This window comes from Pseudomonadota bacterium (assembly GCA_027624955.1).
Classification (GTDB): domain Bacteria; phylum Pseudomonadota; class Alphaproteobacteria; order UBA828; family UBA828; genus PTKB01.
In genome coordinates this window covers 1-25,382 of the sequence record JAQBTG010000014.1, presented here as the reverse complement: position 1 = coordinate 25,382, position 25,382 = coordinate 1, and the positions used below count along the sequence as shown (strand labels likewise).

Below are 25,382 nucleotides of genomic sequence, written 5' to 3'. Positions count from 1 at the left end.
GCCAAACTAGCCGATGCGCCCGCCGCCTTGGCGGGTGATCGCAAGGACCGACGGGCGCGGCGGCATAGCCGGGTCGAAATCAGGCCAATGTGTGGCCGCATCCGCGAAGCGCGATTCGCGCTCAAACCCGGCATAGTTTTTGGCGCCGTCCTTGGCCGGATGCTGCACGCTGAGGAAGAGGCTCTCACCGTCGGGCGTGAAGCACGGCCCGGCGACTTCCGCCCCGACCGGCGCGCGAAAAAACATCGCACCCAAGCCACGCCGGGGGTGCTGCGTGTGCAGTGCCCAGAGGCCATCCGCAGAGCCGCTCAATACCGCCCAACCGCCACCTTGGTCGGTCGCCACCCAGAGGCGCCCGGCGCTATCCAGCGTCAAATTATCAGGACAGGAAAACCAGCCGCCCGGCGCGATATCGCCGTGCCAACGCGCCGCCGTTTCTTGCGCCGCCGGATCGCCGCAGGCCACCAGAATATCCCAGGTGAAACGCTCCGCGGCGTGATCACCACCGGGCGCTGTGAGTTCAATGATTTGTCCCCACAGATTGGCCGAACGGCTGTGCACCGCATCGAGCCGGTCGGCGCCGCGGCGTTCGTTCTTGGTTAGGCTGAGATAAAGTTTGCCGCCGTCAGGCGCCGCGCGCGGATCTATGGCAACGCCCTCGGGCCGGTCCAGCGGGGTGGCGCCGAGGAGATCGGCGGCGCGGCGCGTCTCGATGGCAATATCGGCCTGCGAATAGAAATCGTTCTCCGGCACCAGTGGGCCTTGGCCGAAGACCAGCGGCAACCACGCCACGCCGCCGTCCGCATCGATGCGGGCGACAGAGAGGATGCCGTGGTCCAAGAGATCGCCGTTCGCCACACCTCGCGCCGGATCGAACGCGCGCTCCGAAACAAATCGATAAAAATATTCGAAATAATAATCATCGGCGGAATAGACGACCACGCGGCCATCGCCGTTGACGATTGGTGCGGCGCCCTCATGGCTAAAGCGCCCGAGTGCCGTGCGTTTGACCGGTATGCTATGCGGATCGAGAGGATCGATCTCTACGATCCAGCCGAAGCGGTTGGCTTCGTTCGGCTCTTGATCGATGTTCCAGCGTGCTTCGAAACGGCTCCAGGCGTAACCGCGGCCGGGAAGTCCGAGCCGGCGATAATTCCGGCTCTCGGGGTGATCTGCCAGCGCCGGGTCGATCTCCGCCTCGGGGTCGTCGGAGATACCGCTGCCGAAGCAATACAGAAAATTCTCTTCTGCCGTCAGCCACGTGCCCCATGGCGTCATGCCGCCAGAGCAATTGGCGACTGTACCGATCACCCTGGCGCCACTGGGGTCGGCCGTAGTTTTGAGACGGGCATGACCCGCCGCCGGGCCGGACAGCCGCATCACGGTTGCACCCGCTGTGATACGCCGGGCGAAACGGCTGGCCGGCACAATCTTCCATAGCCCGTCAGGGCCGCGCGTCACCTCAAGAACGGCGCCGCCGATTGCCGCCATCTCGATGTTGGCGAGCTCGGGCGTTGCCTGGCTGAAATTCTCGTCATAGGGGCCGAGCTCGGGGAACATCAGTTCTTCGATGCAATATTCATGATTGACGCAGAGCAGGCCATGGCGCGAATTGCCCGAACCGCGGGGCAACGGCAGATAGCCGATAAAATCGCTGTTGTAGCCGAACTGTGCGGCCTGGGCAGCGGCGCTTTGGCGCTCTGGATCGAAGGGCGGCGCCGTGGCCGTCACGCCGTCGCCCCAGCGCATCAGCACCCGCGCATTATGGCCGGGGGCGACATGATGGTGCCCGTCAACACCGTGGCCGATGGGGTCAAAATTGAAGCCCAGCGTCGCGGCGCCGGCCGGCGTTCGCCACAATGCCGCGGATGCGCCGAGCGCGAGGCTGCCGCCGAGAAAGCCGCGACGAGTCATACGTGCGCAGGCCATATCGCCAAACGCCGCCGCGCCGTTCACTTGTCCGAATCTAGCCTTCATCGTAGCGCATGATACAGTTGCGGCGCTTAATACCAAGCCAGCCACAAAGGATTTCTCGATGCCCGCTCTGTTCGACCCCCTTCAACTGCGCGGCCTGACGCTCAGCAACCGGGTGATCATTTCACCGATGTGCCAATACAGCGCCAAGGAAGGCTCAGCCAGCTCATGGCACACGCCGCATCTCGGCCAACTTGCGCAATCCGGCGCCGGCTGTCTGATCATTGAAGCCACAGCCGTCAGCGCCGCCGGGCGCATTTCGCAAGGCTGTCTCGGGCTTTATGACGACGCCAACGAACAGGCTCTGGCAGAGACGCTCAAATCGGTTCGAGCGTGGAGCGCCATGCCGATCGGAATTCAATTGGCGCATGCCGGGCGCAAGGCCTCGGTGCGCCGGCCGTGGGAGGGCGGCGCGCCGCTGGCGGCGGCGGAGGGCGTGTGGCCCAGCATCGCGCCATCGCCCGAGCCCTATAAAGACGACTGGCAGACACCCGAAGCGCTCGACCGGAGCGCCATGAAAAAGGTGATTGGCGAATACACCCAAACGGTGGCGCGGGCGGCGCGCCTGGAGATTGATCTGATCGAAATTCACGCCGCGCATGGCTATCTGTTGAGCCAGTTTCTCACGCCGCTCGCCAACAAACGCGCGGATGAATATGGCGGCAGTCAGGAAAAGCGCATGCGCTTTCCACTGGAAGTAGCCACCGCAATGCGCGCGGCCTGGCCGGCGGCGCGCCCAATGGGCGTCCGCATCAACGGCACAGATTGGCTGGAGGGCGGCATCACCGCCGTGGACGCCATTGCCTTCGCCGGGGCGCTCAAGGATATCGGCATGGATTTTGTCTGCGTGTCCTCAGGCGGCAACAGCGCCAAGTCGAAAATCCCGCTAGCGCCCGGCTATCAGGTCGCGCTCGCCGCCGAGGTTAAGGCCGCGACCGGTATTTCAACCATGGCCGTCGGCCTGATTGTCGACGCTCATCATGCCGACGAGATTATCACCTCAGGCCAGGCCGATATGGTGGCCATCGCGCGCGCTGTTCTCGATGACCCACGCTGGCCCTGGCACGCCGCGGACAGCCTCGGCGTTTCCCTCGACGTCGCGCCACAATATGCCCGCGCCCGGCCCAAAACCTGGCCCGGCGCGGCGTTTCGCAAAGGCGTTTGAGCGGACCCCAGAAAGACCCTCCCCAACGGCACCTCCAACCAAAATGCCTACAGCATTTTGGCAAGCGCGACCGCGCGCCCGAGTTAATACGAGGTAGCCAAGAGAGCGGACGCGACCACCCGGCGCTTGAGGGATCAAATAAAAAGCGCTGCGCGTTAGGTCAGGCTTGTTGGCGCAGGACGAAGCGCTGGATCTTGCCGCTCGGCGTTTTGGGCAAGGCATCCAAGAAGATCACTTGGCGCGGATAGGCATGCGCGGAGAGGCGCGTGCGGGCATATTGCTGCAACTCTTCCACCAGTTCAGGCGAGCCGTTATGGCCGCCGCCCAGTACGACGAAGGCGACGACGATCTCCCCTCGATCGGTGTCGGGCTTGCCAATCACGGCGGATTCGGCGACCGCCGGGTGCTCGATCAGGCAGCTCTCGACATCGAACGGGCCGATGCGGTATCCGGCAGACAATATGATGTCGTCAGCGCGGCCGAGAAAAGTCAGGCTGCCGTTGGCGCCGAGCTCGGCGGTGTCACCGGTGAGGTAGTAAGGCCCCTTAAGCGGCGATTCCTTATGATCGCGGTAGCCCTGGAAGGTGTAGAGCGGTGATTTGGTCGTATCGACGGCCAACATTCCCGACTCGCCCGGCGCGACTTCCTCGAGGTCGACATTGAGGACCACCATGTGGAAGCCAGGCATTGCCAGACCCATGGAGCCGGGGCGCATGGCGTGGCGCAAGCCGTGGTGATTGCACACTGTCATGCCGGTTTCGGTCTGGCCGTATTGATCAAAAACCGGGCAGCCGAGATGTTGGTCGATCCAGCGGATCACTTCGGGATTGAGCGGCTCGCCGGCGCTGCATATCGCGCGCAGGCTGTGGCGGCAGGCATCGGCAGAGTCACCGCCGGCCGCCATCAGCAGCCGGTATGCGGTGGGCGCCGAGGCAACGATTGAGATGCTGTGTTTTTCGAGCATCTTGTATGTGCTTTCAACGCTGAACCCGCCTTCATAAAAGTGAGTTGCGTAGCCCAAGAGCATGGGCCCAGCGACCGCATAGAAGAGACCATAGGCCCAGCCCGGATCAGCCATGTTCCAGAAGCGGTCCTCGGGGCCGACGCCGATGGCATACTTCATGTAAACCAAGAAACCCGGCAACGCTTTCAGCGGCACCGCCACGCCTTTGGCGCTACCGACGGTGCCGGAGGTGAACATCATGATGAACGGGTCTTCGGCGGTGCGCATAACCGGCGCAAATTCGGTGGGTTGCGCCGCGAGCGCTTGGCGGAAATCGATATCGCCAGCGCGCACCGCCTCCTCCGGCTCGCGCGTCACCACCATCACCGGCGGCGCGTCAGCGATGCCGTCGAGCTTGGCCCGGTTAACCGCGTCGGTCACCACCAGGCTGGCTCCGCTCCGCTCTAGACGATATTCGATCGCCTTGGGACCAAAAGCGGTGAACAGCGGGACATAGACCGCGCCGGCGCGCCAGACGCCAAGCGCGACCACGAACAGGTCAGGAATGCGCGGCAGCATGCAAGCAACGTGATCGCCTGGGCGCACGCCCTGCGCGGTGAGCAGGTTAGCGAAGCGCGCCGCGCCCTCCTGCAATTCGGCGAAACTATGGGTCGAACTGCTGCCATCGGCGCCTTCCCAATAGAGCGCGATGCTGTCCGATTCGGCCCAGCGATCGCAGCATTCGACGCAGACATTCAGGCCGGTCTCAAGATCGCCGGAAAGCAGGTCGGTGATGTCCTCCAACTTGAACGCGGCGGCAAAGGAGCTGTAATCCGCAACCTGTTCAACCGCATCGTTGCCATCGTTTGGCATGTAATATTCTCCCCCAGAAAGGCCTATGCTAGCAGTTCACTATGGTGATTGCGCGGCGCGCGTGAGAATGCGGCGCATGTTGTCTGGCGCCATCAATTTATCCGGCGAGAATGTTAGCGATACTGCGCCGAACAGTTGGGATCTGCCTTCGAGGTCTTTGGCCAACGCGTGGTTGAAGGCGGCTTGCTCAGTGTTTGGTTTGGCAAACGCCGCGAGACGCAAGGTAAAATCATAATACGGCAAGAGCCAGGCATCGCGCGCACGTTCATATTCGGCCAATTCCGCGTCGAGCGTTTCGCCCGTGCCGAGTCCGCGATCAACGGCTTTGGCCAGCATATCAGCGCTGGCGAAAGCGCTAGCGATGCCCTGGGCGGTGACCGGGTCTTTCTTCATGCCGGCATCGCCGACCAGGGCCCATCCCGGGCCGTGCGAGCGGCGCACGAAGCTCCGCGTGCAACCCGAAAAGAAGCGATCGACCTGCACGCCTTGCGTCAGCTTTTCGGCGAGATTCGGCGCAATATGCCTCAACATGGCGTGAAACGCCGGCTCCTTGCGCCGCCGTGCGCGCAGAAATTCGCCGTGCAGCAAATTTGCTGCGACCAGTACGGTGCCGTCGCTTGAGGGGAAGGCAAACGCGCCGGCGCCCTCGCGGATCGTGATGTGCAGATGATCGACCGGCACGTCCCGCCAATAGCTCCAGATGTTGCTTTGCAACGGCGGCTCGACATGGTGCTCGGCGGCGCCGACGCATCTGGCAACCATCGAGGCCGGCCCATCGGCACCGATGATCAGCTCGGCGCGGGCGCTGAACTGCCGCCCCTCCGCGTCCTTGGCTTCGACGCCGACGACCCGCCCGTTCTCAAACAACAGCCCGCCAACCCGGCAGCCGCCGCGCAATTCGGCGCCGGCGTTCTGAGCCGCGCGCGCCAATTCGCCGTCGAGAATGTCGCGCCGAGGGGCGGCCGAACGCGCCATGCCCGCGACCGGCGGCGGCGCACCATGCAGAAACGCGCCGTGCAAATCGACGCTCCACTCAATGAAGCTGGTGGCGCGCTGCTCGATCGCATCCAGAAGACCCCAGGTTTCGAGATACGCCAGACCTAAGGGGTGAATGAGATGGGTGGAATGGGCCATGTTGGACGGCACGGTGGTCTGTTCGAGCAGCAGTACGCGATGGCCTTTTGCTGCCAACAGCATTGCCGTCGGCGCCCCGGCGCAGCGCGCGCCGACCACGATCACGTCATACGCGCTTGGAGATTTTGCCGCCATTTCTCAGACGGTCGCTCAAGTCAGTCCGGCGAGCCCTCGCAGGACATAGTGCAGGATGCCGCCATGGCGGAAATATTCCGCCTCTTCCGCTGTGTCGATGCGGCAGTTGAGATCGAGAGACTCGACCGCGCCATTGGCGCGGGTGATGCGGCAAGCGACGGTCATGCCCGGACTGACACCGCCAGCGACGCCCGAGAGATCGATCACTTCGGAGCCGTCGAGGGCGAGCGTGTGGCGCGTCACGCCGTCCGGAAACAGCAGCGGCAGCACGCCCATGCCAACCAGATTGGAGCGATGAATGCGCTCGAAGCTTTCGGCGATCACCGCTTTCACGCCCAAGAGACGCGTTCCCTTGGCGGCCCAATCGCGCGACGAGCCGGTGCCGTATTCCTTGCCGGCGATCACCACCAGCGGCGTGTCTGTGCCGGCATAATCGGCGGCGGCATCGAACATGCTTGCTGCGCGGCCGTCCGGCATATGGCGGGTGACGCCGCCTTCGGTGCCGGGCGCCATTTCATTGCGGATGCGGACATTGGCGAAGGTGCCGCGCATCATCACTTCGTGGTTGCCGCGCCGCGAGCCATAGGAATTGAAATCCGCCTGCGCCACCTGACGCTCGGTGAGATAGGCACCGCCCGGCGAATCATATTTGATGGAACCGGCGGGCGAGATATGGTCGGTGGTCACGCTATCGCCGAGCAGCGCCAAAATCCGCGCACCGGTCACGTCTTCAAGTGCGGCTGGCTCGGCCTGTATGCCTTCGAAATAGGGCGGATTTTTAACGTAGGTGCTGCCGTCCTGCCACTCATAGGTTAGCCCTTGCGGCGCATCGATGGCCTGCCATTCGGCGCTGCCGGTGAAGACGTCGGCATATTGTTCGCTAAACATCTCGGGCGACACCGATTGCGCGATGGCGGCGCGCACCTCGTCATTGCCGGGCCAGATATCCTTGAGATAGACCGGCACGCCGTCGCCATCCTCGCCGAGCGGCTCGGTGGTGATATCCACATTCATGCTGCCGGCGATGGCATAGGCCACCACGAGCGGCGGCGACGCGAGATAATTGGCGCGCACATGGGGGCTGATGCGGCCCTCAAAATTGCGGTTGCCCGACAGGACCGAGGTCACCACCAATTCGCCGGCGTCGATCGCCGTAACAATTTCATCGGCAAGCGGACCGGAATTGCCGATGCAAGTGGTGCAGCCATAGCCCACGACATTGAAGCCGAGCGCGTTGAGATCGTCTTGCAGCCCGGCCTTGGCGAGGTATTCGCTCACCACCTTGGAGCCCGGCGCGAGCGAAGTTTTAACCCAGGGCTTCACTTTCAGGCCGCGCTTGACGGCATTGCGGGCCAACAGCCCGGCGCCGAGCATAACGCTCGGGTTGGAGGTGTTGGTGCAGCTGGTAATCGCCGCGATCACCACATCGCCGTGCCCGAGCGCATGATCCATGCCGGCAACCGCCACTTCGGTGGCGCTGTTCTCGATCGCGACACCGAGTTCACCGCTGAGCGCTTGACCAAAGGCTGACGCCGCATCGGTGAGGAATATTTTATCCTGCGGACGCTTCGGCCCGGCAATGCTCGGCATGACGGAGCCAAGTTCCAGCTCCAGCGAGTCGGTGAACACCGGATCCGGCGTATCGGCGTCGCGCCATAGCCCCTGCGCTTTGGCGTACGCCTCAACGAGGGCGATGCGATCCGGATCGCGCGCGGTCAAGCGAAGATAGTTGATGGCCTCCGCGTCGATCGGAAAGAAGCCGCAGGTCGCGCCATATTCGGGCGCCATATTGGCGATGGTGGCCTGGTCGGCGAGCGATAGCTCGTCGAGGCCGGGGCCATAAAACTCTACAAATTTCCCGACCACGCCTTTTTTGCGCAGCATCTGCACCACTGTCAGCACCAGATCGGTTGCCGTCGCGCCCTCTGCAAGACGGCCGGCGAGGCGAAAGCCGACGACCTCGGGCACCAGCATCGAAATCGGCTGGCCGAGCATTGCCGCTTCGGCCTCGATGCCACCAACGCCCCAGCCAAGCACGGCGAGACCGTTGATCATGGTGGTGTGACTGTCGGTGCCGACCAGCGTATCGGGATAGGCGATAGTGGCGCCGTCCGATTCGGCGGTCCACACCACTTGGGCAAGATGCTCGAGATTGACCTGATGGCAAATACCGGTGCCCGGCGGCACAACGCGGAAATTCGAAAATGCCTGCTGGCCCCAGCGCAGGAACGAATAGCGCTCGCCGTTGCGTTCCATTTCGATGGCGGTGTTGTCACGAAGCGCGGTCGAGGAAGCGAAGCGGTCGACCATGACCGAGTGATCGATCACCAGATCGACCGGCGACAGCGGATTAATCTTTTTCGGATCGCCGCCCAGCGCCGACATCGCAGCGCGCATGGCGGCGAGATCGACCACGGCAGGCACGCCGGTGAAATCCTGCATCAGGACGCGCGCCGGGCGAAAGTTGATTTCCTGGGTCGAACGGCGCTCCTTGAGCCAGGCGGCGAGGCCCTTGATGTCCGCCACGGTGACGCTTTTGCCATCCTCGAAGCGCAGCAGATTTTCGAGTAAAACCTTGAGCGAATAGGGTAAGCGGGAGATATCGCCGAGCCCGGCGCTCTCCGCCGCGGCAAGGCTGAAATAATCATAACTGCGCCCGCCGACAGTCAGCGTGCGGCGGGTCTTGAGCGTATCCTGGCCAAGCGCGATCACGAGGGCATCTCCTATTTTTTCGGGATAATTCTATACTGGGGCGAGGAGTGTAACATTCAAATCTTCTGATCAAACCGCGGAATCTGGGGGCGCTAACGCCGCTTTGATAATTTCGATGAAGCCGAGCGTTTCGTCCATAACGGCCTCACGCGCCTGCACATGTGGCTCGTGCGCGCAGTCGGGAATGAGAACCGTCTTGGCAGCGGCGCCAATGCCCGCCTCTATTCTCTGCAATTGCGCGGCGCTGCCATATTCGTCATCGGCGCCCTGCAGGGCGAGCACCGGCGCTTGGATAGCGCCGAGCGTTTCAGACGGGATGGACCAATCGCGAAATTCGGCCGACAGCCAAATATCCGCCCAGCCGCTGAACATGCGCGCGACATTGTCGCCGTGATAGAGGCGGAGGCGTTTTTCCATATCGCTGGTCTCGAAGCGCTCGACCGCCGCACGCACGCCGGCGAGCGAGACTTCCTCCACGAATACATGCGCCGCTTCGGTAATAACGCCAAGCGTTCGCTCCGGATAGCGCGCCGCGAATAAAAGAGCGATCGAGCCACCGTCGCTATGGCCGAACAAAATGACTTTGTCCAAGCCGAAGGAATCGAGAATTTGCGGTAACACGGAGACCGCCTCGCGTTCCATGAAATCTGCCTGACGCGGACCATCCAACGGGTCCGAATCGCCATGACCCCAACGCTCGTAAACAAGTGCGTTGCAGCCGGCGGCGCGTGCGAGGGTATCGGGAAAATGCTTCCACTGGGCGATACTGCCGAGGCCCTCATGCAGAAAGACGATCGTCGGGCCAAACCGCGGCCCTTTGCCGTAGGAAACGGCCCGAACGAGATGGCCGTCGGCGCGCACCCGCAACGCCGGTGATTCGTCGGCGTTCAGTTCATTGCGCCCGGTGATCAAGCCGGGGCGGAGCGGCGTCGCGGCGACCGATTTGCGGCGGAACAAGCGCCTCATCATGTTCGGGTCTCTACTCCTATGCCTTGCCGACACGTGGCCGCGCCGATAGCTTACGCGATGTTTTTTAGGCGCGCTGGGCGCGCGGCGCAACGGCGGGGAACGAATGAACGGCGGCGCGACAAGCTTCGAAGCACGCGAGCTGGCATGTATCAGAGGAGAACGGCCGGTTTTCCGCGCCGTCTCCTTTGCCCTCGTGCCGGGTGACGGGCTCATTCTGCGCGGCCCAAACGGCTCAGGAAAATCGAGCTTGCTGCGCATCCTTGCCGGGTTTTTAAAGCCCGTCGGCGGCATGATCGCCTGGAACGGCGAAAACATTCGCGAAGCGCCCGAGGCGCACCGTGCCCACTGCCATTATGTCGGCCATTTGGAAGCGGTAAAGCCGACCCTCACCGTGGCCGAGCATCTCGCTTTCTGGGCCGCAGCCAAAGGCTTTGCCAAGCCGGCCGATGATATTCTCGGCGCGCTTGACCTTGAGGATTTGGCTGACGTTCCCGGCCGTTTTCTCTCGGCCGGGCAAAAGCGCCGTCTTACGCTTTCCCGCCTGCTGGCATCACCCGCCGCACTTTGGCTCCTGGACGAGCCGAGCATCACCCTCGACGACAGATCTGCGGTGCGCCTGGAGAAGATGCTGGCGGATCACCGCGCCGACGGTGGCATGGCGATCATCGCAACCCATGCGGAAATAGCGCTGCCAAATGCCCAGACCATAGATATGGCGGGCCATGGCATTGCCGCCGCTGCGCTGTTGGGCGACGCCGGGCAAGCTACGGGCCAGCCGGACTACGGCGAATGGTAACGGCCTTTTTCAGCTTGGTCAGGCGCGATCTCCTGCTCGCGGCGCGCGGCGGCATCGGCAGCTTGGTCGTGGTCATGTTTTTTTTCATCGCCGTCGCGCTGTTTCCGCTCGGCATCGGGCCGGAGAGCGCACTTTTAGAGCGAGTTGCGCCGGGCGTCCTCTGGGTATGCGCCCTGCTCGCCACCATGCTGTCACTCGGCCGCATGTTCGACGAGGACTATGAGGATGGCAGCTTGGAGGTCATCGCCCTTGGCCCGCTGCCGCTTGAATTGGTGGTTCTCGCCAAAGTGCTGGCGCATTGGCTGACAACCGGCCTGCCGCTGATGATCGCCGCCCCGGTGCTGGCGGTGCTGCTCAATATGAGCGCGCAAGGATTCGCCGTGCTGATGATCTCGTTGCTGCTGGGCACACCCATTCTCAGCCTGATTGGTTCGGTCGGCGCCGCCCTCACAGTCGGGCTCAGGCGCGGCGGTGTTTTGATTTCTCTTCTGGTACTGCCGCTCTATGTTCCGGTATTAATATTCGCCGTCGGCGCGGTGGAAGGCGCGATCTTTGGATTTGGCGCGAGCGCACATTTGCTTATTCTTGCCGGCGGATTCTTCGCCTCGCTGGCGCTGACGCCGTGGGCAAGCGCCGCAGCATTGAAGATGGCCTTGGAATAGCACTTAAAGAGTACTGGAACGGTTAAGGACAAAATGGCGACGAAGACGAAAAAACCTGGGCGCGGCATACATTTTTTCGCCAATCCGGCGCGCTTTCTGCGCTTTGCACGAAAAATATACCCTTGGGTGGCGATCGTTGCGGCGGCCTGTATTGTCGCGGCCCTGGTGCTCGGCCTCGCCGTGGTACCACCCGATTACCGCCAGGGCGATGCCTACCGCATCATTTTTGTCCATGTGCCATCGTCTTGGATGGCGTTGATGATTTACGTCATCATCGCCCTATCCTCTGCTGCGGGCTTTATTTGGCGCCATCCGCTGGCCGATCTGGTGGCCAAATCAAGCGCCCCGATCGGCGCCTGTTTCACCTTCATCAGCCTGGTCACGGGATCGCTCTGGGGTGAACCGATGTGGGGCACTTGGTGGGTGTGGGATGCCCGCGTGACGTCAATGCTGGTGCTGTTTTTCCTCTATCTCGGCTATATCGCGCTCAACAGCGCCTATGACGACCCCACCAAGGGAGCGCGCGCTTCGGCCATTCTCGCCGTGGTCGGCGTCGTTAACATCCCGATCATCAAATTTTCGGTCGATTGGTGGAATACGCTGCATCAACCGGCAACGATCTCCAAATTCGACCGACCCTCAATGGACTCGTCGATGATCGCGCCGCTGCTGCTGATGGTGGTGGGTTTCATCGCTTTTTACCTGGTGGTGCTGATTATCCGCCTGCGCTCTGAAATCGCGGCGCGGCGCATTCGCAACCTGCGCTTGGCGCAGGTCGGGAATCAGGGCGCAAGCGGCTGATATTGCACAAATAATTTGGAAATTTCGGGTATCACGCCAATTTCATATGAAATACCGCGTGCAAGCCATTACCCTTAGCGGATTCGTGTTACCAATAGCGGATCACGACAAGGTTTAACTGTCAGGTTTTAACGACAATGTCTTTCTTCGAAATGGGCGGCTATGCCGCCTACGTCTGGCCCGCCTTTGGCGTCGGCGCTGTGGTGTTGATTGGGCTGCTGCTTTTCAGCCTGCGCAGCCTCAAGAGCCGCGAAGCGGTGCTGCGCCAGCTCGAGGCGGCAGGCGGCGGGCGGCGGCGGCGTGGTGGGCCTGAGGAAGAGAACGAACCGGAAGAGGCGGCGCCGTGACGCGTCAACAGCTATGAAACGCAAACAACGGCGTCTCCTTTTTGTTGGTGCCGGCATGGCCGCGCTTGGCATCGCGGCGGCGCTTGTTCTGCTCGCCTTCGACGACAATCTGGTGTTCTTCTTCAGTCCGACCGAGGTGCAGGCGCATGAATTTTCGCCCGATCAACGAGTCAGGATCGGCGGCCTTGTCGAGGAAGGCAGCGTGGTGCGTGAAAGCGACGGCCTGAACTACCGATTCAACATCACCGATCTCTCTAATATTGTGGCAGTGCGCTATAGCGGCGTTCTACCCGACCTGTTTGACGAAGGCCAAGGCGTTGTCGCCGAAGGTCATATGCAGGGCGGCACTTTCCAGGCAGTAGAAATCCTGGCCAAGCATGACGAAAATTATATGCCGCGCGAGGTTGCCGAAGCGCTGAAAGCGTCGGGCCAATGGCAGGGTGACGAGGCCGAAGAATGATCGCCGAGATCGGACATTTCGCGCACATTCTCGCTCTCGTCATAGCTCTGGTGCAGTGCTCGCTGCCGCTCATCGGTGCGTGGCGCAATAACGCCGCGTGGATGGCCCTGTCGCGCCCGGCGGCGACCGGGCAATTCGTCTTCATCTCGATCGCGTTTGCCTGCCTGATGTATGCCTATGTGGTATCGGATTTTTCGGTCGCCAATGTGTTCGAGAATTCGCATTCGGCCAAACCACTCCTCTATAAATTCACCGGCGTCTGGGGCAATCACGAAGGCTCGATGGTGCTTTGGGTGTGGATTCTCGCCTTGTACGGCATGGCCATCTCCGCCTTTGGCGGCAATCTGCCGCCGGCGCTGCGCGCCCGTGTGCTCGCTATTCAAGGGCTGATCGGCGTCGGCTTCCTGGTTTTTCTGCTGGCCACGTCAAATCCGTTCCTGCGCCTCGATCCGGTGCCGCTGAATGGTCGTGATCTCAATCCGCTGCTGCAAGACCCCGGCCTCGCGTTCCATCCGCCACTGTTGTATTTCGGCTATGTCGGCCTTTCGGTGGCCTTTTCTTTTGCCGTCGCAGCACTGATTGAAGGCAAGGTCGATCCCGCCTGGGCGCGCTGGGTCCGGCCGTGGAGCTTGCTTTCCTGGTCGGCGCTTACCGGCGGCATCGTGCTTGGCTCCTGGTGGGCCTATTACGAGCTCGGTTGGGGCGGCTTTTGGTTCTGGGATCCGGTTGAGAATGCTTCGTTCATGCCGTGGCTGATGGCGACGGCGCTGTTGCATTCCGCGATTGTTGCGGAAAAACGTGACGCGCTCAAAAGCTGGACGGTGCTGCTGGCCATCCTCGGCTTTTCGCTCAGTCTGATGGGCACGTTTCTGGTGCGTTCGGGCATGCTCACGTCGGTGCATAGCTTTGCCGCCGATCCGGCGCGTGGCGTCTTTATTCTCGGCTTCCTGGTGGTCGTTATCGGCGGCTCGCTCACCCTTTATGCCTGGCGCGCGCCGTCGTTGCGGACCTCCGGGCGCTTCCGTCCGGTGTCGCGCGAGGGCGCGCTGGTGGTCAATAATCTGCTGCTGGTGACGGGCTGCGCCACGGTGTTTATCGGCACGCTCTATCCGCTGATCCTCGACGCCATATCGGGGGAGAAAGTGTCGGTCGGTCCGCCGTTTTTCGAATCGAGCTTTGTCTGGATCATGGCGCCACTGTTCCTGCTCGCGGCGGCGGGTCCGCTGATGGCGTGGAAGCGCGCCGATCTTCCCGGCGTCACCCAGCGCCTTGCGATCGCCTTTGCGGCGGCGGCGGCGGCGGCGATCCTGCTGGTGGCACTGAAAGGCGGGCCGTGGGGCGCGATCCTTGGATTGACCATCGCTGCTTGGCTGATCGGCGGCGTCGCCGCCGAATTTATCGAGCGGCTGCGTCTGTTCCGAGTGCCACTGATCGACAGTTTCCGCCGCGCCCGCGTCCTGCCGCGCTCAGCTTGGGGCATGAGCATGGCCCATGCCGGCGTTGCCATTTTGATCGCCGGTGGCGTCGGCGCCACCAATTGGCAAACCGCGAGCGTGCAGGTCATGCAGGTCGGTGAGACCAACCATGTGGCCGGCTATGATTTCACCCTGGTCTCGCTCAGCGATTCTGAAGGGCCGAACTACACCCGCCGGGTCGGTGAATTTACCGTAGATCAGGACGGTGAGCGCATTGCCACGCTCCATCCAGAGAAACGCAAATACTGGGTACAGGGCATGGATACAACAGAGGCGGCGATCCGGACCACTTGGATCGCCGATATCTATGTTGCGATTGGCGATCCGGCAGAGGCTGGCGGCATCGCGGTCCGCATTTATTACAATCCCCTGGTGCCCTGGATTTGGTTCGGCGCGATCGTGATGGTGGCGGGCGGTCTGGTCTCGCTGACCGACCGGCGTCACCGGGTCGGTGCGCCGAGCCGGGTGCGGCGAAAATCGACAGCGGCCCCGACGACACCAGCGACGCCAGCGACACCGGCGGCCGAGCCGGCCCAGCCGGTCCAGCCGGCGGAGAGCCGGAGCGAGGCATGACGGAGCGGAATGGCGACACGCCACCGGGCGAGGCACCACCGAGCGACACGCAATCGGGCGGCGCGCCGGAAGAAGATGCGCCACGTCGTCGACGTTTCATCTTCATTCTGGTGCCCGCTGCTTTCGCGGTGCTGGCCGCAGTACTGGCCTGGCAATTGCTAACCGGCACGCCGGACAAGATACCCTCCGCCCTGATCGACAAATCGATCCCGCAATTCGATCTGCCGCCGATACCGGGCTGGGACAAGGGCCTCGCCAGCGCCGATATCGAGCAGGGCGGCGTCTCGCTGGTCAATGTTTTCGCCTCGTGGTGCGGCCCGTGCCGCGTCGAACATCCGCTGCTGATGGACATCGCCGCCCAGGACTTGCTGCCGATTTGGGGCCTCAACTACAAGGACCAGCCGAAAGATGCCGGAAGCTGGCTGCAACAATTGGGCGATCCCTATACGCAGATCGGCTCTGATCTGAGCGGCCGGGTCGGCATCGATTGGGGTGTTTATGGCGTGCCCGAAACCTTCGTCGTCGATCGCGAGGGGCGCATTGTTTACAAACATATCGGCGTGCTCACGCGCCGTGATTGGGACGAAAAACTATTGCCGCTGATCGAAAGCCTGGGCGATTGACGATGCGCCTGACTGCTCTTGCTCTGGCCGCGCTGATACTCTCACTGGTGCTACACGCGCCCGGCGCCGTCTACGCCTTCAGTGCCGATGAGGCGCTCGATGATCCGGCATTAGAAGCACGTGCGCTTACGCTGCATCACGAATTGCGCTGCCCGGTCTGCAATGGCCAGGCGATATCCGATTCGAATGCCGAATTGGCGCGGGATTTGCGCCGCATCGTGCGCGAGCGTATTGCCGCGGGCGATTCGGACGACGCCGTGTTCGACTATCTCACCGCCCGTTACAGCGATTTCATCCTCTTGCGCCCGCCCGTCAAGCCGACAAATTACGTCCTCTGGTTTGGCCCGGCACTGGTCTTCGTTGCCGGCGCGGGCGGCCTTTGGATATTCGTTGTCCGGCGCCGCAGACGCGGTGCGGAGAGTGCCCCGGCGCCGCTCAGTGAAGCCGAGCGCAAACAGGTCGAGAGCCTGAGCCGCGATGATTTTGCCTGAGCTGAAAAAAGAGGGCGCGGCTTGATTCTCTGGCTTGTGATTGCGCTGATGACTGCGGCGGCCTTAGCGCTGGTGCTCGTGCCACTGGTGCTGCGTCACCGCGCCGCGCCGCGCCGTGTCGAATTCGATCTGGCGATTTACCGCGATCAGCTCGAGGAGCTGGAAAGCGACCGCGCGCGCGGATTGGTGGGCAAAGACCAGAGCGAAGCGGCGCGCCTGGAAATTCAGCGCCGCATGCTGGCCGCATCCAAGCGCGATGGCGGCGAACCCGCGGCTGCGGACGGCAGCGAAGAGGGGGCGCCGGAGCCCGGTGGCGCAGGTCGGCACTGGCTGTTGATGGCGGCAATCGGGACGGTAATTCCCGCTCTGGCGGTGGCGGCTTATCTCGCCTTAGGGTCGCCCGGCACACCAGGAAAGCCATTTTCGGGCGTCGCGCAACGCGGCGGTACCACCGGCGAGGAAATGGCCGGGCAAACCGTCGAAGCGGCAATCTCCAATCTCGCGAAGCGTCTCGAAGAAGATCCGGAAAATCTTGAGGGCTGGCTGCTCTTGGGCCGTTCGCTGATCACCCTTGAGCGTTACGGTGACGCGGCGCAGGCGCTCCGCACCGCCGTTACATTGTCCAAGGGCGATCCCGAAGTTATCGGCTCGATGGCCGAAGCCCTGGTGTTCGCCGCCCAAGGCATAGTGACCGCGGATGCCTTGGCGGCTTTCGAAACCGTGCTCGGCGTGCGGCCCAACGATGCGGCGGCGCAATATTATATCGGTATCTCTTTGGCGCAGCAGGGCCGCCCTGGCGACGCGCTTGTGATGTGGCGAAAGCTGGCGGCGGAAACCCCGGCGGACGCACTGTGGCGCGCCGATCTCGTCACCTGGATGCGGCGCGCGGCGGAAGAAATCGGCATCGAACTCGGATCGATCCCCGCGGCCCCTGCCAGCGCTCGCCAAGCTGCCGAAGGCGCGCCGCCGGGACCAAGCCAGGAAGATATGGCGGCGGCGGCGGAAATGAGCCCGGAAGATCGCATGGACATGATCCGCTCCATGGTCGCGCAATTGGCGGCACGCCTCGTCGACGAGCCGGACGATCTTGAGGGCTGGCGGCGTCTGGCCAACGCATACCGGGTGCTCGGCGAGGACGCCCAGGCGGCGGCGGCGGAACAACGCATCGGCGAACTGGAAGCAGGCCCGACACAACCGGCCGAAGCGGCGCCGGGGCCGAGCCAGGAAGATATGGCGGCAGCGGCGGAGATGAGCCCCGAGGACCGCACCGACATGATCCGCTCCATGGTGGCGCGGCTGGCAGCGCGGCTGGAAGAGGAGCCGGACGATCTCGAAGGCTGGCGGCGCCTCGCCAACTCCTACCGTGTGCTTGGCGAGGACGCCAAAGCAGCCGCAGCGCAGCAACGCGTTGGCGAACTGGAAGCAGGCGCGGCACAACCGGCCGAGGCCGCGCCGGGACCGAACGCTGAAGATTTGGCGGCGGCGGACGGCATGACTGCCGAGCAACAGGCGGAGATGATTGGCGCCATGGTGGAGCGGCTGGCCGAACGGCTCGGTGAGAATCCCGATGATTTAGAAGGCTGGCTGCGCTTGGGTCGCTCCTATTCGGTGCTCTCCAAGCATGTTGAATCGCGCGATGCGTACGCCCGGGCGGCGGATCTCGCGCCTGATGATCCCGATGTGCTGCGCGGCTATGCGCGCGCGGTGATGAATGCCGCTGGTGAAGCCACGCAGTTCCCCGAACAAGCGATCGCGCTCTACCGGCGCATCCTCGATCTCGACCCGAACCAGCGCGAAGCTCTATGGTTCATGGGTTTCGTCGAGGCCGCAGACGGGCGCAATGACGCCGCGCGCGGATTTTGGAACCGCTTGCTGGACCTGCTGCCAGCCGGGGGCGCGGACCGCGGCGCGGTCGAACAAGCGCTCACTGAATTGCCGGACTGAGCAGAGGCGCGGCGAAAAACACGAGAGAGGAAGAGAGCATGCGAGCCATGATTTGCCGCGCCTGGGGCGCGCCGAGCCAATTACATCTCGAAGAGGTCGAGCCGCCGCAACCGTCGGCCGACCAGGTGCGTATCAAGATTTCGGCATCCTGCGTCAACTTTGCCGATACCATCATGATCCAAGGCCACTACCAGACGCGCCCGGACTTCCCCTTTGCGCCCGGATTGGAAGCCTGCGGCGAGGTGCTCGAATGCGGCAGCGGCGTCACCCACTTCAAGCCCGGCGACCGGGTCATGGCGCTGCTTGGCTACGGCGGTTTCGCGGAACAGGCCCTCGCCAGCGAAGCCGATTGCTTCCATGTTCCGGACAGCATGTCGGACGACATCGCCGCTTCTTTTTTGATCGGCTATGTCTCCTCCCATGTTGCCATCCGCTGGCAAAGCAAGCTCGAAGCCGGCGAAACTCTGCTGGTGCTAGGCGCATCGGGCGGCGTTGGATTGACGGCGGTCGAGATCGGCAAGGCGCTCGGCGCCACGGTCATCGCCGCCGCGAGCAGCGCCGAAAAATTGGCGATCACACGCCAGCACGGCGCCGATGAATTGATCAATTATAAGCGCGACAGCCTGAAAGCGCGGGTCGCAGAAATTACTGGCGGCGCCGGCGCCGATGTCTGCTATGACCCGGTGGGCGGCGACCTATTCGACGAGGCGCTGTCCTCGCTGGCTTGGGGTGGGCGCATCCTGGTGATCGGATTTGTCGGCGGCATTCCGCAAATTCCGGCCAATCGCCTCCTCGTCAAACACCGCTCGGCAATGGGTTCGTCGCTGCGCTATTTCCGCGAGTTCCGCCCTGACCTGCTGCGCGCCAGCGTCGAGGAATTGATCGGCTGGTGGCAGGAAGGCAAGCTCAAACCGCTGGTCACACAAAAATTCCCGTTGGAAGAAGTTCCGGCCGCGATGGCCGAGCTGCTTGAGCGCCGGGCCGTCGGCCGGGTTGTCATAACCATATCATGACGCGCACCACACCTGTTGTCTTGCCCGAGGCGGCCATTTAGACTCACCCGCTCGCTCGATTTCAGGGATTAGGACGCGTGGCATCTGACGTCATCAAGCGCCGATTGGCTGCGATTCTCTCCGCCGATGTGGTCGGCTATAGCCGGATGATGAGCGCCGACGAGGAAAGCACGTTCGATACACTGCGCCAGTGCCGCCTAACGATCGATAGCGCGGTCGCCGAGAAAGGCGGGCGCATTGTCGCCACCGGCGGCGACAGCGTGTTGGCGGAATTTCCGAGCGCAGTCGAAGCCGTGCGCTGTGCGCTCGACATGCAGACGGGCATCGCCAAGTGCAATATCGACCTGCCGGAGGAGCGCCGTATGCGCTTTCGCATCGGCATTAATCTCGGCGACGTGATGGTCAGCGGCGATGATATTCTCGGCGACGGCGTCAATATAGCGGCGCGCCTCGAACAGATCGCCGAACCGGACAGCATCTTTATTTCCGGCACCGTCTACGATCAGGTGCGCAACAAACTTGACCTCACCTATAGCGATCTCGGCGTCCGATCGGTCAAAAATATCGACGAGCCGGTACGCGCCTATCGCGTTTCGGAATCGATCGAAGGCTCGGCGGCGACGGCGGCGGTTTCGCCCAGCCCGGTCGCAAAAAACAAAAATACCGGCCCGACCAAACCAACCATCGCCGTCCTGCCGTTCGACAATATGAGCAAGGACGAGGAGCAGGAATATTTCGTCGATGGCATGACGGAAGACATCATCACCGAGCTGTCGCGCTATCACGATTTGTTCGTGATCGCGCGCAATTCCACCTTTGCCTATAAAGGCAGGGCCGTCGATGTGACCGAAGTGGGCCGCGAGCTCGGCGTGCGTTACATCGTCGAAGGCAGCGTGCGCAAGGCAGGCAACCGGGTGCGCATCACGGTCCAGCTCGTCGACGCGGCGGACGGCCATCATCTATGGGCCGAGCGCTATGACCGCGAACTAGAAGATGTGTTTGCGGTGCAGGATGAAATTACCCAGGTCATCGTCGCCAATCTGCCGCGCCGGGTGGAAGCGGCGCATTTTGAGCAGAGCAAACAGAAGCCGACCGAGAACATGGCCGCCTATGACTATGTCTTGCGCGCTAAGGACCATCACCACAGGCAAACCCCAGAGGACAACGCCAAAGCCATCGAGATGGCGCAAAAAGCGATCGAGCTGGACCCCGATTTTAGCCTCGCGCATGCCTGGTACTCTTGTAGCCTAGGCCAGGCTTGGGGCAGAGGCTATATCGAGGAGAAAACCATCCTAAGGCGAATTTCCAAGGCCGAAAAAGCGTTAAGCGACAACGCCAAGGACGACGCCGAGAGCCACCGCATCCTAACTGAGCTCAACCTCGTCTTACACCGGGATTTCAATAAAGTGCGCCTTCATCAAGATCGCGCCTATGCGCTCAACCCAAACGATCCGCGCATTGTTTCGCAACGTGGCGAAACCCGCATCTGGCTGGGCCAGGCGACCGAAGCCATCGGCTGGATCGAAAAAGCACTGCTGCTCGACCCCTCTGAAGCCGAGCGCCGGGTCAAGGTTTTAGGGCTGGCACATTATGTGGCGCGGCAATATCAAGAAGCCATCGACGCATTCAAGCGCACGCCCCGCCTCGGCCATATGCAACGCGCCTATATGGCTGCCTGCTATGCTGCGCTTGGCAATGTGGCGGAAGCAGAAGCGGAGATTGCACTTGTGCTCAAGAGCAATCCGGAGTTTTCGGTCGAAGCCGCGCTTGCACGCGCACCCTACGAGCTGGAATCGGACCGCGAACATCAGCGTGAGACCATGCTAAAAGCGGGCCTCCCGGTTTAGTGGTTTAGGTCGTCAGGCGCCGGGCGGGCGCGTCTCTTTGTTTAGCCCTCAAGCGCCGGGCGGCCGCCTCCGCGGCCTTGGCTACCTCGTATTAACTCGGGCGCGCGGTCGCGCTTGCCGGAAAGCCGAAGGCATTCCGGGGGTGGTGCCGTTTGCGAAAGTCTCAGTGGGTTTCCTCAATCACAGGGCGGTCGCGCTTGCCGGAAAGCCGAAGGCATTCCGGGGGTGGTGCCGTTTGCGAAAGTCTCAATGGGTTCCCTCAATCACCGGGCGGTCGCGCTTGCCGGAATGCTGATGGCATTCCGGGGGTGGTGCCGTTTGCGAAAGTCTCAGTGGGTTTCCTCAATCACCGGGCGGTCGCGCTTGCCGGAAAGCCGAAGGCATTCCGGGAGTGGTGCCGTTTGCGAAAATCTTAATTGGTTCTCTCCAGCGACAGCCTAGCGCACAAAATTCCTGACATAATCGGCGCCGAGGCCGACTTCTTCGTAATGCGCGCGCGCCAGGTCGATGCGGGTGAAGACATCGTCAAAGCCGATCGCCTTACCCGCCTCGTCGACATAGTGCAGCGACCCGGTGACCTGAAAAAAAGTAATCATCTCGGCCACGCCTTCATCGACCACTAGGGTATGAGTCTCGCTCGGTGGCTCAAAAATATAAGTGCCTTCTGTCGCCACCCAATCATGTTCGAGATAGCGCCAGGCGCCCTTCAAAACTAAACCATGTACTGGGTCGGGATGGCGGTGGCGGCTGACCACGCCGGCTTTACGCACCCGGATCAGATGGCACCAACCGCCCTGCGTGGTATTGAACATGAGCGGGCGAAACCACACGCCCTCGACCATCGGCACCCACAGACGCTCATCCTCCGGCACCGCGTCGAGCACAAGTTCGCCGACGGCATAGGGGTGGGTGGTCGGCACGGAGGTGCTCGCTTTCACTTCGGCAACACGGTTAGCCATCTTCTAGTCTCCTAACAAATTCGTGCGAATTTCCAATAAATACAGGCCGCTAGCAACCAGAAACAGGGTCTTACGCCGGCCGCGCCCGATTGCCAAGCCCAGAAACCTCGAAAGCCTCGTCCGCACGGCTGTGCGACACAAATGTAGGGTGACGCAGCGCTCTCGATCTGGATATCCCGCCTCAATTGTGCAGTTGTTGCTCCTCAGGAAAAGACGGTGGTGCTGCTGGCTTGGCTGGATTTTCTGGCCGTCTCTGCTCACCTCTCTTGCCAAACAAATCCTCACCGAGCATAACATTGAACGGCCTTCTCGCCGACGAACAAGGTAAAGAAAATGGCCGCTTTTGACCCCTTTGCAGGGCAGACTTATTCCGGCAACGACTGTGTCAGCGAGACCGGCGAAAACACCGTTGATGTGATCAATTCGAAGACACTTGTGACTGTCCTGCCGGATTGGCGGCACCCTTATCCCGACCGTTGGTTTCATCCGGGATCGGGCTAGGCGTGTAGCCGGACTGTGGAAACCCGCGAATTATTCTGGGATATCGGGCCGCTCGGCTATACGATTTTCTATGTCATTGCGTGGAGCGCCATTGCGCTTTTTTTGATCGGTTTCGCGCGCCATTTCATTAAATATTTCCGCGCCCGCAAGAGCCCGGTAGCGCTTCATTTGTGGCGCGGCTTCGGGCGTATGCTGGGCGATATCTTCAGCCACCGCACGGTGGCGCGGCGCGACCGCGCAGCCGGCAACGCGCACCGGCCGATCTTTTACGGCTTTCTCATCCTCTTTATCGCCACCTCGATCATCACCGTCGATTATGACATTACCGAACCGATCTTCGGCGGCTCGTTCTGGAAGGGCGGCTTCTATCTTGCTTTCAGCCTAGTGGTGGATATCGCCGGGGTCGGACTGTTGTTCGGTATCTTTTTCATGATGTGGCGGCGCTACCGCCAGCGCCCGGCAAAGCTCGATTATGTCCGCGCCTATACCGGTGAGGACAGCCCCCGCCCGGAGGTGCGGCGCTGGATGACCGAAGACGCGCTCTTCCTGTGGGTGCTGGTCGTCATCATTCTCAGCGGATTTCTGCAAGAGGCCGTGCGCCTGGTGCACGAGCAACCGGCCTGGGCTGGATGGTCGCCGGTTGGGTGGGTGCTGGCGGAAATTTTCAGCGGCCTCGGCATGGAACCGGACGGCGCCGCTGCCGTCCGACGCGCCAATTGGTGGATTCACGGGGTCTTGGCGCTAGCCTTTATCGCCGCCCTGCCATGGAACAAAGCCAAACATATGATCGCGGTCATGGGCTCACTTTCAACCCGCGATCAGAACGCGCTCCGCCGCCTGCCGCGCGTCGGCCATGGTCATGGCGATGTTGCAAGCGAAGACGTTGGCATCTCGGCGATCAACCAATTTCCGTGGAAGGATTTGTTGAATTTCGACGCCTGCACGAAGTGCGGGCGTTGCCACGAAGCCTGCCCGGCCACGGCGACTGGCGCGCCGCTCAGCCCGCGCGACCTGATCTTGGATTTGCGCCGCTTCGCCGAAACCACGCAGGGCAAAGTGAAAGCGGGTGGACCGCGATTGGTCGGCGATATCATTTCTCCGGAGACGCTCTGGGCCTGCCGGTCGTGCGGTGCGTGCATGGAAATTTGCCCAGTTGGGATCGAGCATCCGACGATGATCGTGCAGATGCGCCGCCATCTGGTGGAACGCGACGAGATGGAACCGCAATTGCGTGCGACATTTGGCAAGATCGCCGATCGTGGCAACAGCTTCGGCGAAAGCCCACGCCTGCGCGCCACCTGGACCCAGCCGTTGGAATTCGCGGTCAAGGATATCCGCGAGGAAGCGGCGGACGATCTCTGGTTCGTCGGCGATTATGCCTCCTACGATCCACGCAACCAGATCGTCACGCAAACTGTCGCGCGGCTGTTTCAGGCAGCGGGGCTCGATTTTGCTATCCTCGGCGACGCTGAGCATAGCGCCGGAAATGACGTGCGGCGCGCCGGTGAGGAGGGCTTGTTCGAGACCCTGGTCGAGCATAATCAGGCAGCGATGGCGGCGGCCCAGCCGTTTCAGCGCATCGTCACCACTGATCCGCACAGCTACAATACCATCCGCAATGAATATCCCGACTTCGCCGAAACAGCGCCGATTGCGCATTACACCTCGATCCTCGCCGCCATGCTGGAAGACGGCCGACTTAAGGTGACCGGGCCGCTAGGGAGACGCGTGACGCTGCACGATCCTTGTCATTTGGGGCGGCTTAATGGCAATTATGACGAGCCGCGCCGGGTGCTAGAATTGATCGGCTGTGAACTGGTCGAGATGCCGCGCAACCGCGATAATTCCTTCTGCTGCGGCGCCGGCGGCGGGCGAATCTGGATGCCTGACCCGCCCGGCAAAGAGAAGCCGTCCGAGAACCGTATGCATGAAGCGGCGGCGCTGGGCGAGATCGACGCGTTTGTGGTGTGTTGCCCCAAGGACATGACAATGTTTGAAGATGCGCGCAAAACCAGCGGCCATGACGGTGAATTCGAGGTCAAGGACCTGGCCGAATTGGTCGCCGAGGCGATCCAGCTGAAAAGCATCGATCTCGGCCAATTGCCATCGCTGGTCGAACGCATTACCGAAGTCGCGGCCAAACAGGTGGCAGAAATCGCAGCCGAGCGCATTGCCGAAACGGTGGCCGAGAAAGTCATGCAACGCCTCGCCGAGAATCCAGAGCTGGCGCGCCAGTTGGCGGCACGGCGGCAAGAGGTAAATCTGGAAAAGATCAGTGCCGCGACGGGGCCCGTCACAGCCGCAGAACTCCCAGCGTATGATATCCCGGCCAAGGAAGGCCCGCGCATTTTGGTTGCGGTCAAGCATGTTGGTGAACTGGGCGACGATTTCAGCATCGCCGAAGATGGCCTCAGCATCGCCGCCGAGCATTTCGAACATGCTCTCAACGAATGGGACGATGCCGCGCTTGAACAGGCGCTGCTGCTCATCGAACAAATTGGTAGTGGCGAAGTGGTGGCCGTTACCGTCGGCCCGGAAGATGCGGAGGATACGCTGCGCAAGGTTCTCGCCAAGGGCGCACGCCGCGCCGTCAGGGTATGGGACGACAGCCTAGCGGCAGCCGATCCGGTGACCGTGGCACGGGCGCTGGCCGGTGTAGCGCGCCAGGAGGGGGCGGACTTGATCCTCACCGGTGTGCAATCGAGTGATCTGGCGCAAGGCGCGACCGGCACCGCCATGGCGCGCATTCTCGACCTGCCGCATGCCGCTGTGGTCTTGGAAGCGGAATGGAACGGCGGCGCCACGCTTACCGCCATACGTGAACTTGAAGGCGGGGTGCGTCATCGCTTTGAGCTGCCGGCGCCGGCGCTGTTGACGATCCAGACCGGCGGCAACCGGCCGCGCTACGCCACGATGCGGATGATCAAGCAGGCTAAACTGAAGACTATCGCCGTGGTCGACGGCGCCGGCGTCGGCCTCGATCAG

At 62.3% G+C, this 25,382-nt stretch carries 20 protein-coding genes; 14 read left to right on the top strand and 6 right to left on the bottom strand.

The features are described 5' to 3' along the window. Nucleotides 1-6: 6 nt before the first annotated feature. Nucleotides 7-1,977 (bottom strand): PhoX family phosphatase, encoded by a 1,971-nt coding sequence (locus O3A94_07245; GenBank protein ID MDA1356048.1) that lies wholly within the window; start codon nucleotides 1,975-1,977, stop codon nucleotides 7-9. Between the two features lie 58 nt (nucleotides 1,978-2,035). On the opposite strand from O3A94_07245, the gene O3A94_07240 reads away from it, so the two are divergent. Further along, entirely contained in the window at nucleotides 2,036-3,139 is a 1,104-nt protein-coding gene (locus tag O3A94_07240; GenBank protein ID MDA1356047.1) for an NADH:flavin oxidoreductase/NADH oxidase, read from the top strand. A 160-nt stretch (nucleotides 3,140-3,299) separates the two neighbouring features. On the opposite strand, the gene O3A94_07235 is transcribed toward O3A94_07240, so the two are convergent. The 4 genes from O3A94_07235 to O3A94_07220 form a co-directional block, all read right to left on the bottom strand. Further along, nucleotides 3,300-4,955 (bottom strand): AMP-binding protein, encoded by a 1,656-nt coding sequence (locus O3A94_07235; GenBank protein MDA1356046.1) that lies wholly within the window; start codon nucleotides 4,953-4,955, stop codon nucleotides 3,300-3,302. A 39-nt stretch (nucleotides 4,956-4,994) separates the two neighbouring features. Beyond that, a complete protein-coding gene (locus O3A94_07230) occupies nucleotides 4,995-6,224 on the bottom strand; it encodes an NAD(P)/FAD-dependent oxidoreductase (GenBank protein MDA1356045.1) in 1,230 nt (409 codons plus the stop codon). Nucleotides 6,225-6,239: 15 nt separating this feature from the next. Next, the gene (acnA, locus tag O3A94_07225) at nucleotides 6,240-8,936 is read right to left on the bottom strand and encodes an aconitate hydratase AcnA (GenBank protein MDA1356044.1); all 2,697 of its coding nucleotides are present in this window, start codon (nucleotides 8,934-8,936) and stop codon (nucleotides 6,240-6,242) included. A 69-nt stretch (nucleotides 8,937-9,005) separates the two neighbouring features. Next, entirely contained in the window at nucleotides 9,006-9,905 is a 900-nt protein-coding gene (locus tag O3A94_07220) for an alpha/beta hydrolase (GenBank protein ID MDA1356043.1), read from the bottom strand. A 103-nt stretch (nucleotides 9,906-10,008) separates the two neighbouring features. Between O3A94_07220 and ccmA the strand changes: the two genes are divergently transcribed. The 11 genes from ccmA to O3A94_07165 all read left to right on the top strand — a co-directional run bounded on the left by ccmA (nucleotide 10,009) and on the right by O3A94_07165 (nucleotide 20,937). Beyond that, the gene (gene ccmA, locus O3A94_07215) at nucleotides 10,009-10,701 is read left to right on the top strand and encodes a heme ABC exporter ATP-binding protein CcmA (GenBank protein MDA1356042.1); all 693 of its coding nucleotides are present in this window, start codon (nucleotides 10,009-10,011) and stop codon (nucleotides 10,699-10,701) included. Next, nucleotides 10,695-11,363, top strand: a complete 669-nt coding sequence (gene ccmB, locus O3A94_07210) for a heme exporter protein CcmB (protein ID MDA1356041.1) — start codon at nucleotides 10,695-10,697, stop codon at nucleotides 11,361-11,363. The genes ccmA and ccmB overlap by 7 nt, the downstream gene beginning before the upstream one ends. Before the next feature lie 33 nt (nucleotides 11,364-11,396). Further along, nucleotides 11,397-12,164 carry a heme ABC transporter permease gene (locus O3A94_07205; protein MDA1356040.1) on the top strand — a complete coding sequence of 256 codons (768 nt, stop codon included), beginning with the start codon at nucleotides 11,397-11,399 and terminating at the stop codon, nucleotides 12,162-12,164. Nucleotides 12,165-12,301: 137 nt separating this feature from the next. After that, nucleotides 12,302-12,511 (top strand): heme exporter protein CcmD, encoded by a 210-nt coding sequence (ccmD, locus tag O3A94_07200; protein ID MDA1356039.1) that lies wholly within the window; start codon nucleotides 12,302-12,304, stop codon nucleotides 12,509-12,511. A 13-nt stretch (nucleotides 12,512-12,524) separates the two neighbouring features. Further along, nucleotides 12,525-12,971: a cytochrome c maturation protein CcmE gene (gene ccmE / locus O3A94_07195; GenBank protein MDA1356038.1), complete on the top strand. Its 447-nt coding sequence runs from the start codon at nucleotides 12,525-12,527 to the stop codon at nucleotides 12,969-12,971. Continuing rightward, nucleotides 12,968-15,019 (top strand): heme lyase CcmF/NrfE family subunit, encoded by a 2,052-nt coding sequence (locus O3A94_07190; GenBank protein ID MDA1356037.1) that lies wholly within the window; start codon nucleotides 12,968-12,970, stop codon nucleotides 15,017-15,019. Before ccmE ends, O3A94_07190 begins: the two co-directional genes overlap by 4 nt. Next, on the top strand, nucleotides 15,016-15,642 hold the full coding sequence (locus O3A94_07185; GenBank protein ID MDA1356036.1) for a DsbE family thiol:disulfide interchange protein: 627 nt from the start codon (nucleotides 15,016-15,018) through the stop codon (nucleotides 15,640-15,642). The genes O3A94_07190 and O3A94_07185 overlap by 4 nt, the downstream gene beginning before the upstream one ends. Nucleotides 15,643-15,644: 2 nt before the next feature. Further along, entirely contained in the window at nucleotides 15,645-16,133 is a 489-nt protein-coding gene (locus tag O3A94_07180) for a cytochrome c-type biogenesis protein CcmH (protein ID MDA1356035.1), read from the top strand. A 21-nt stretch (nucleotides 16,134-16,154) separates the two neighbouring features. Beyond that, nucleotides 16,155-18,077 (top strand): c-type cytochrome biogenesis protein CcmI, encoded by a 1,923-nt coding sequence (gene ccmI / locus O3A94_07175; GenBank protein MDA1356034.1) that lies wholly within the window; start codon nucleotides 16,155-16,157, stop codon nucleotides 18,075-18,077. A 38-nt stretch (nucleotides 18,078-18,115) separates the two neighbouring features. Beyond that, entirely contained in the window at nucleotides 18,116-19,090 is a 975-nt protein-coding gene (locus tag O3A94_07170) for an NADPH:quinone oxidoreductase family protein (protein MDA1356033.1), read from the top strand. 77 nt (nucleotides 19,091-19,167) lie between these two features. Beyond that, nucleotides 19,168-20,937: an adenylate/guanylate cyclase domain-containing protein gene (locus O3A94_07165; protein ID MDA1356032.1), complete on the top strand. Its 1,770-nt coding sequence runs from the start codon at nucleotides 19,168-19,170 to the stop codon at nucleotides 20,935-20,937. A 437-nt stretch (nucleotides 20,938-21,374) separates the two neighbouring features. On the opposite strand, the gene O3A94_07160 is transcribed toward O3A94_07165, so the two are convergent. Then, nucleotides 21,375-21,896 (bottom strand): 2,4'-dihydroxyacetophenone dioxygenase family protein, encoded by a 522-nt coding sequence (locus O3A94_07160; protein MDA1356031.1) that lies wholly within the window; start codon nucleotides 21,894-21,896, stop codon nucleotides 21,375-21,377. A 333-nt stretch (nucleotides 21,897-22,229) separates the two neighbouring features. Between O3A94_07160 and O3A94_07155 the strand changes: the two genes are divergently transcribed. Together O3A94_07155 and O3A94_07150 are read left to right on the top strand one after the other, a co-directional pair. Continuing rightward, entirely contained in the window at nucleotides 22,230-22,397 is a 168-nt protein-coding gene (locus tag O3A94_07155; protein ID MDA1356030.1) for a hypothetical protein, read from the top strand. Nucleotides 22,398-22,412: 15 nt separating this feature from the next. Further along, nucleotides 22,413-25,382: heterodisulfide reductase-related iron-sulfur binding cluster (locus O3A94_07150; protein MDA1356029.1), on the top strand; the 2,970-nt coding region annotated here is incomplete at its 3' end.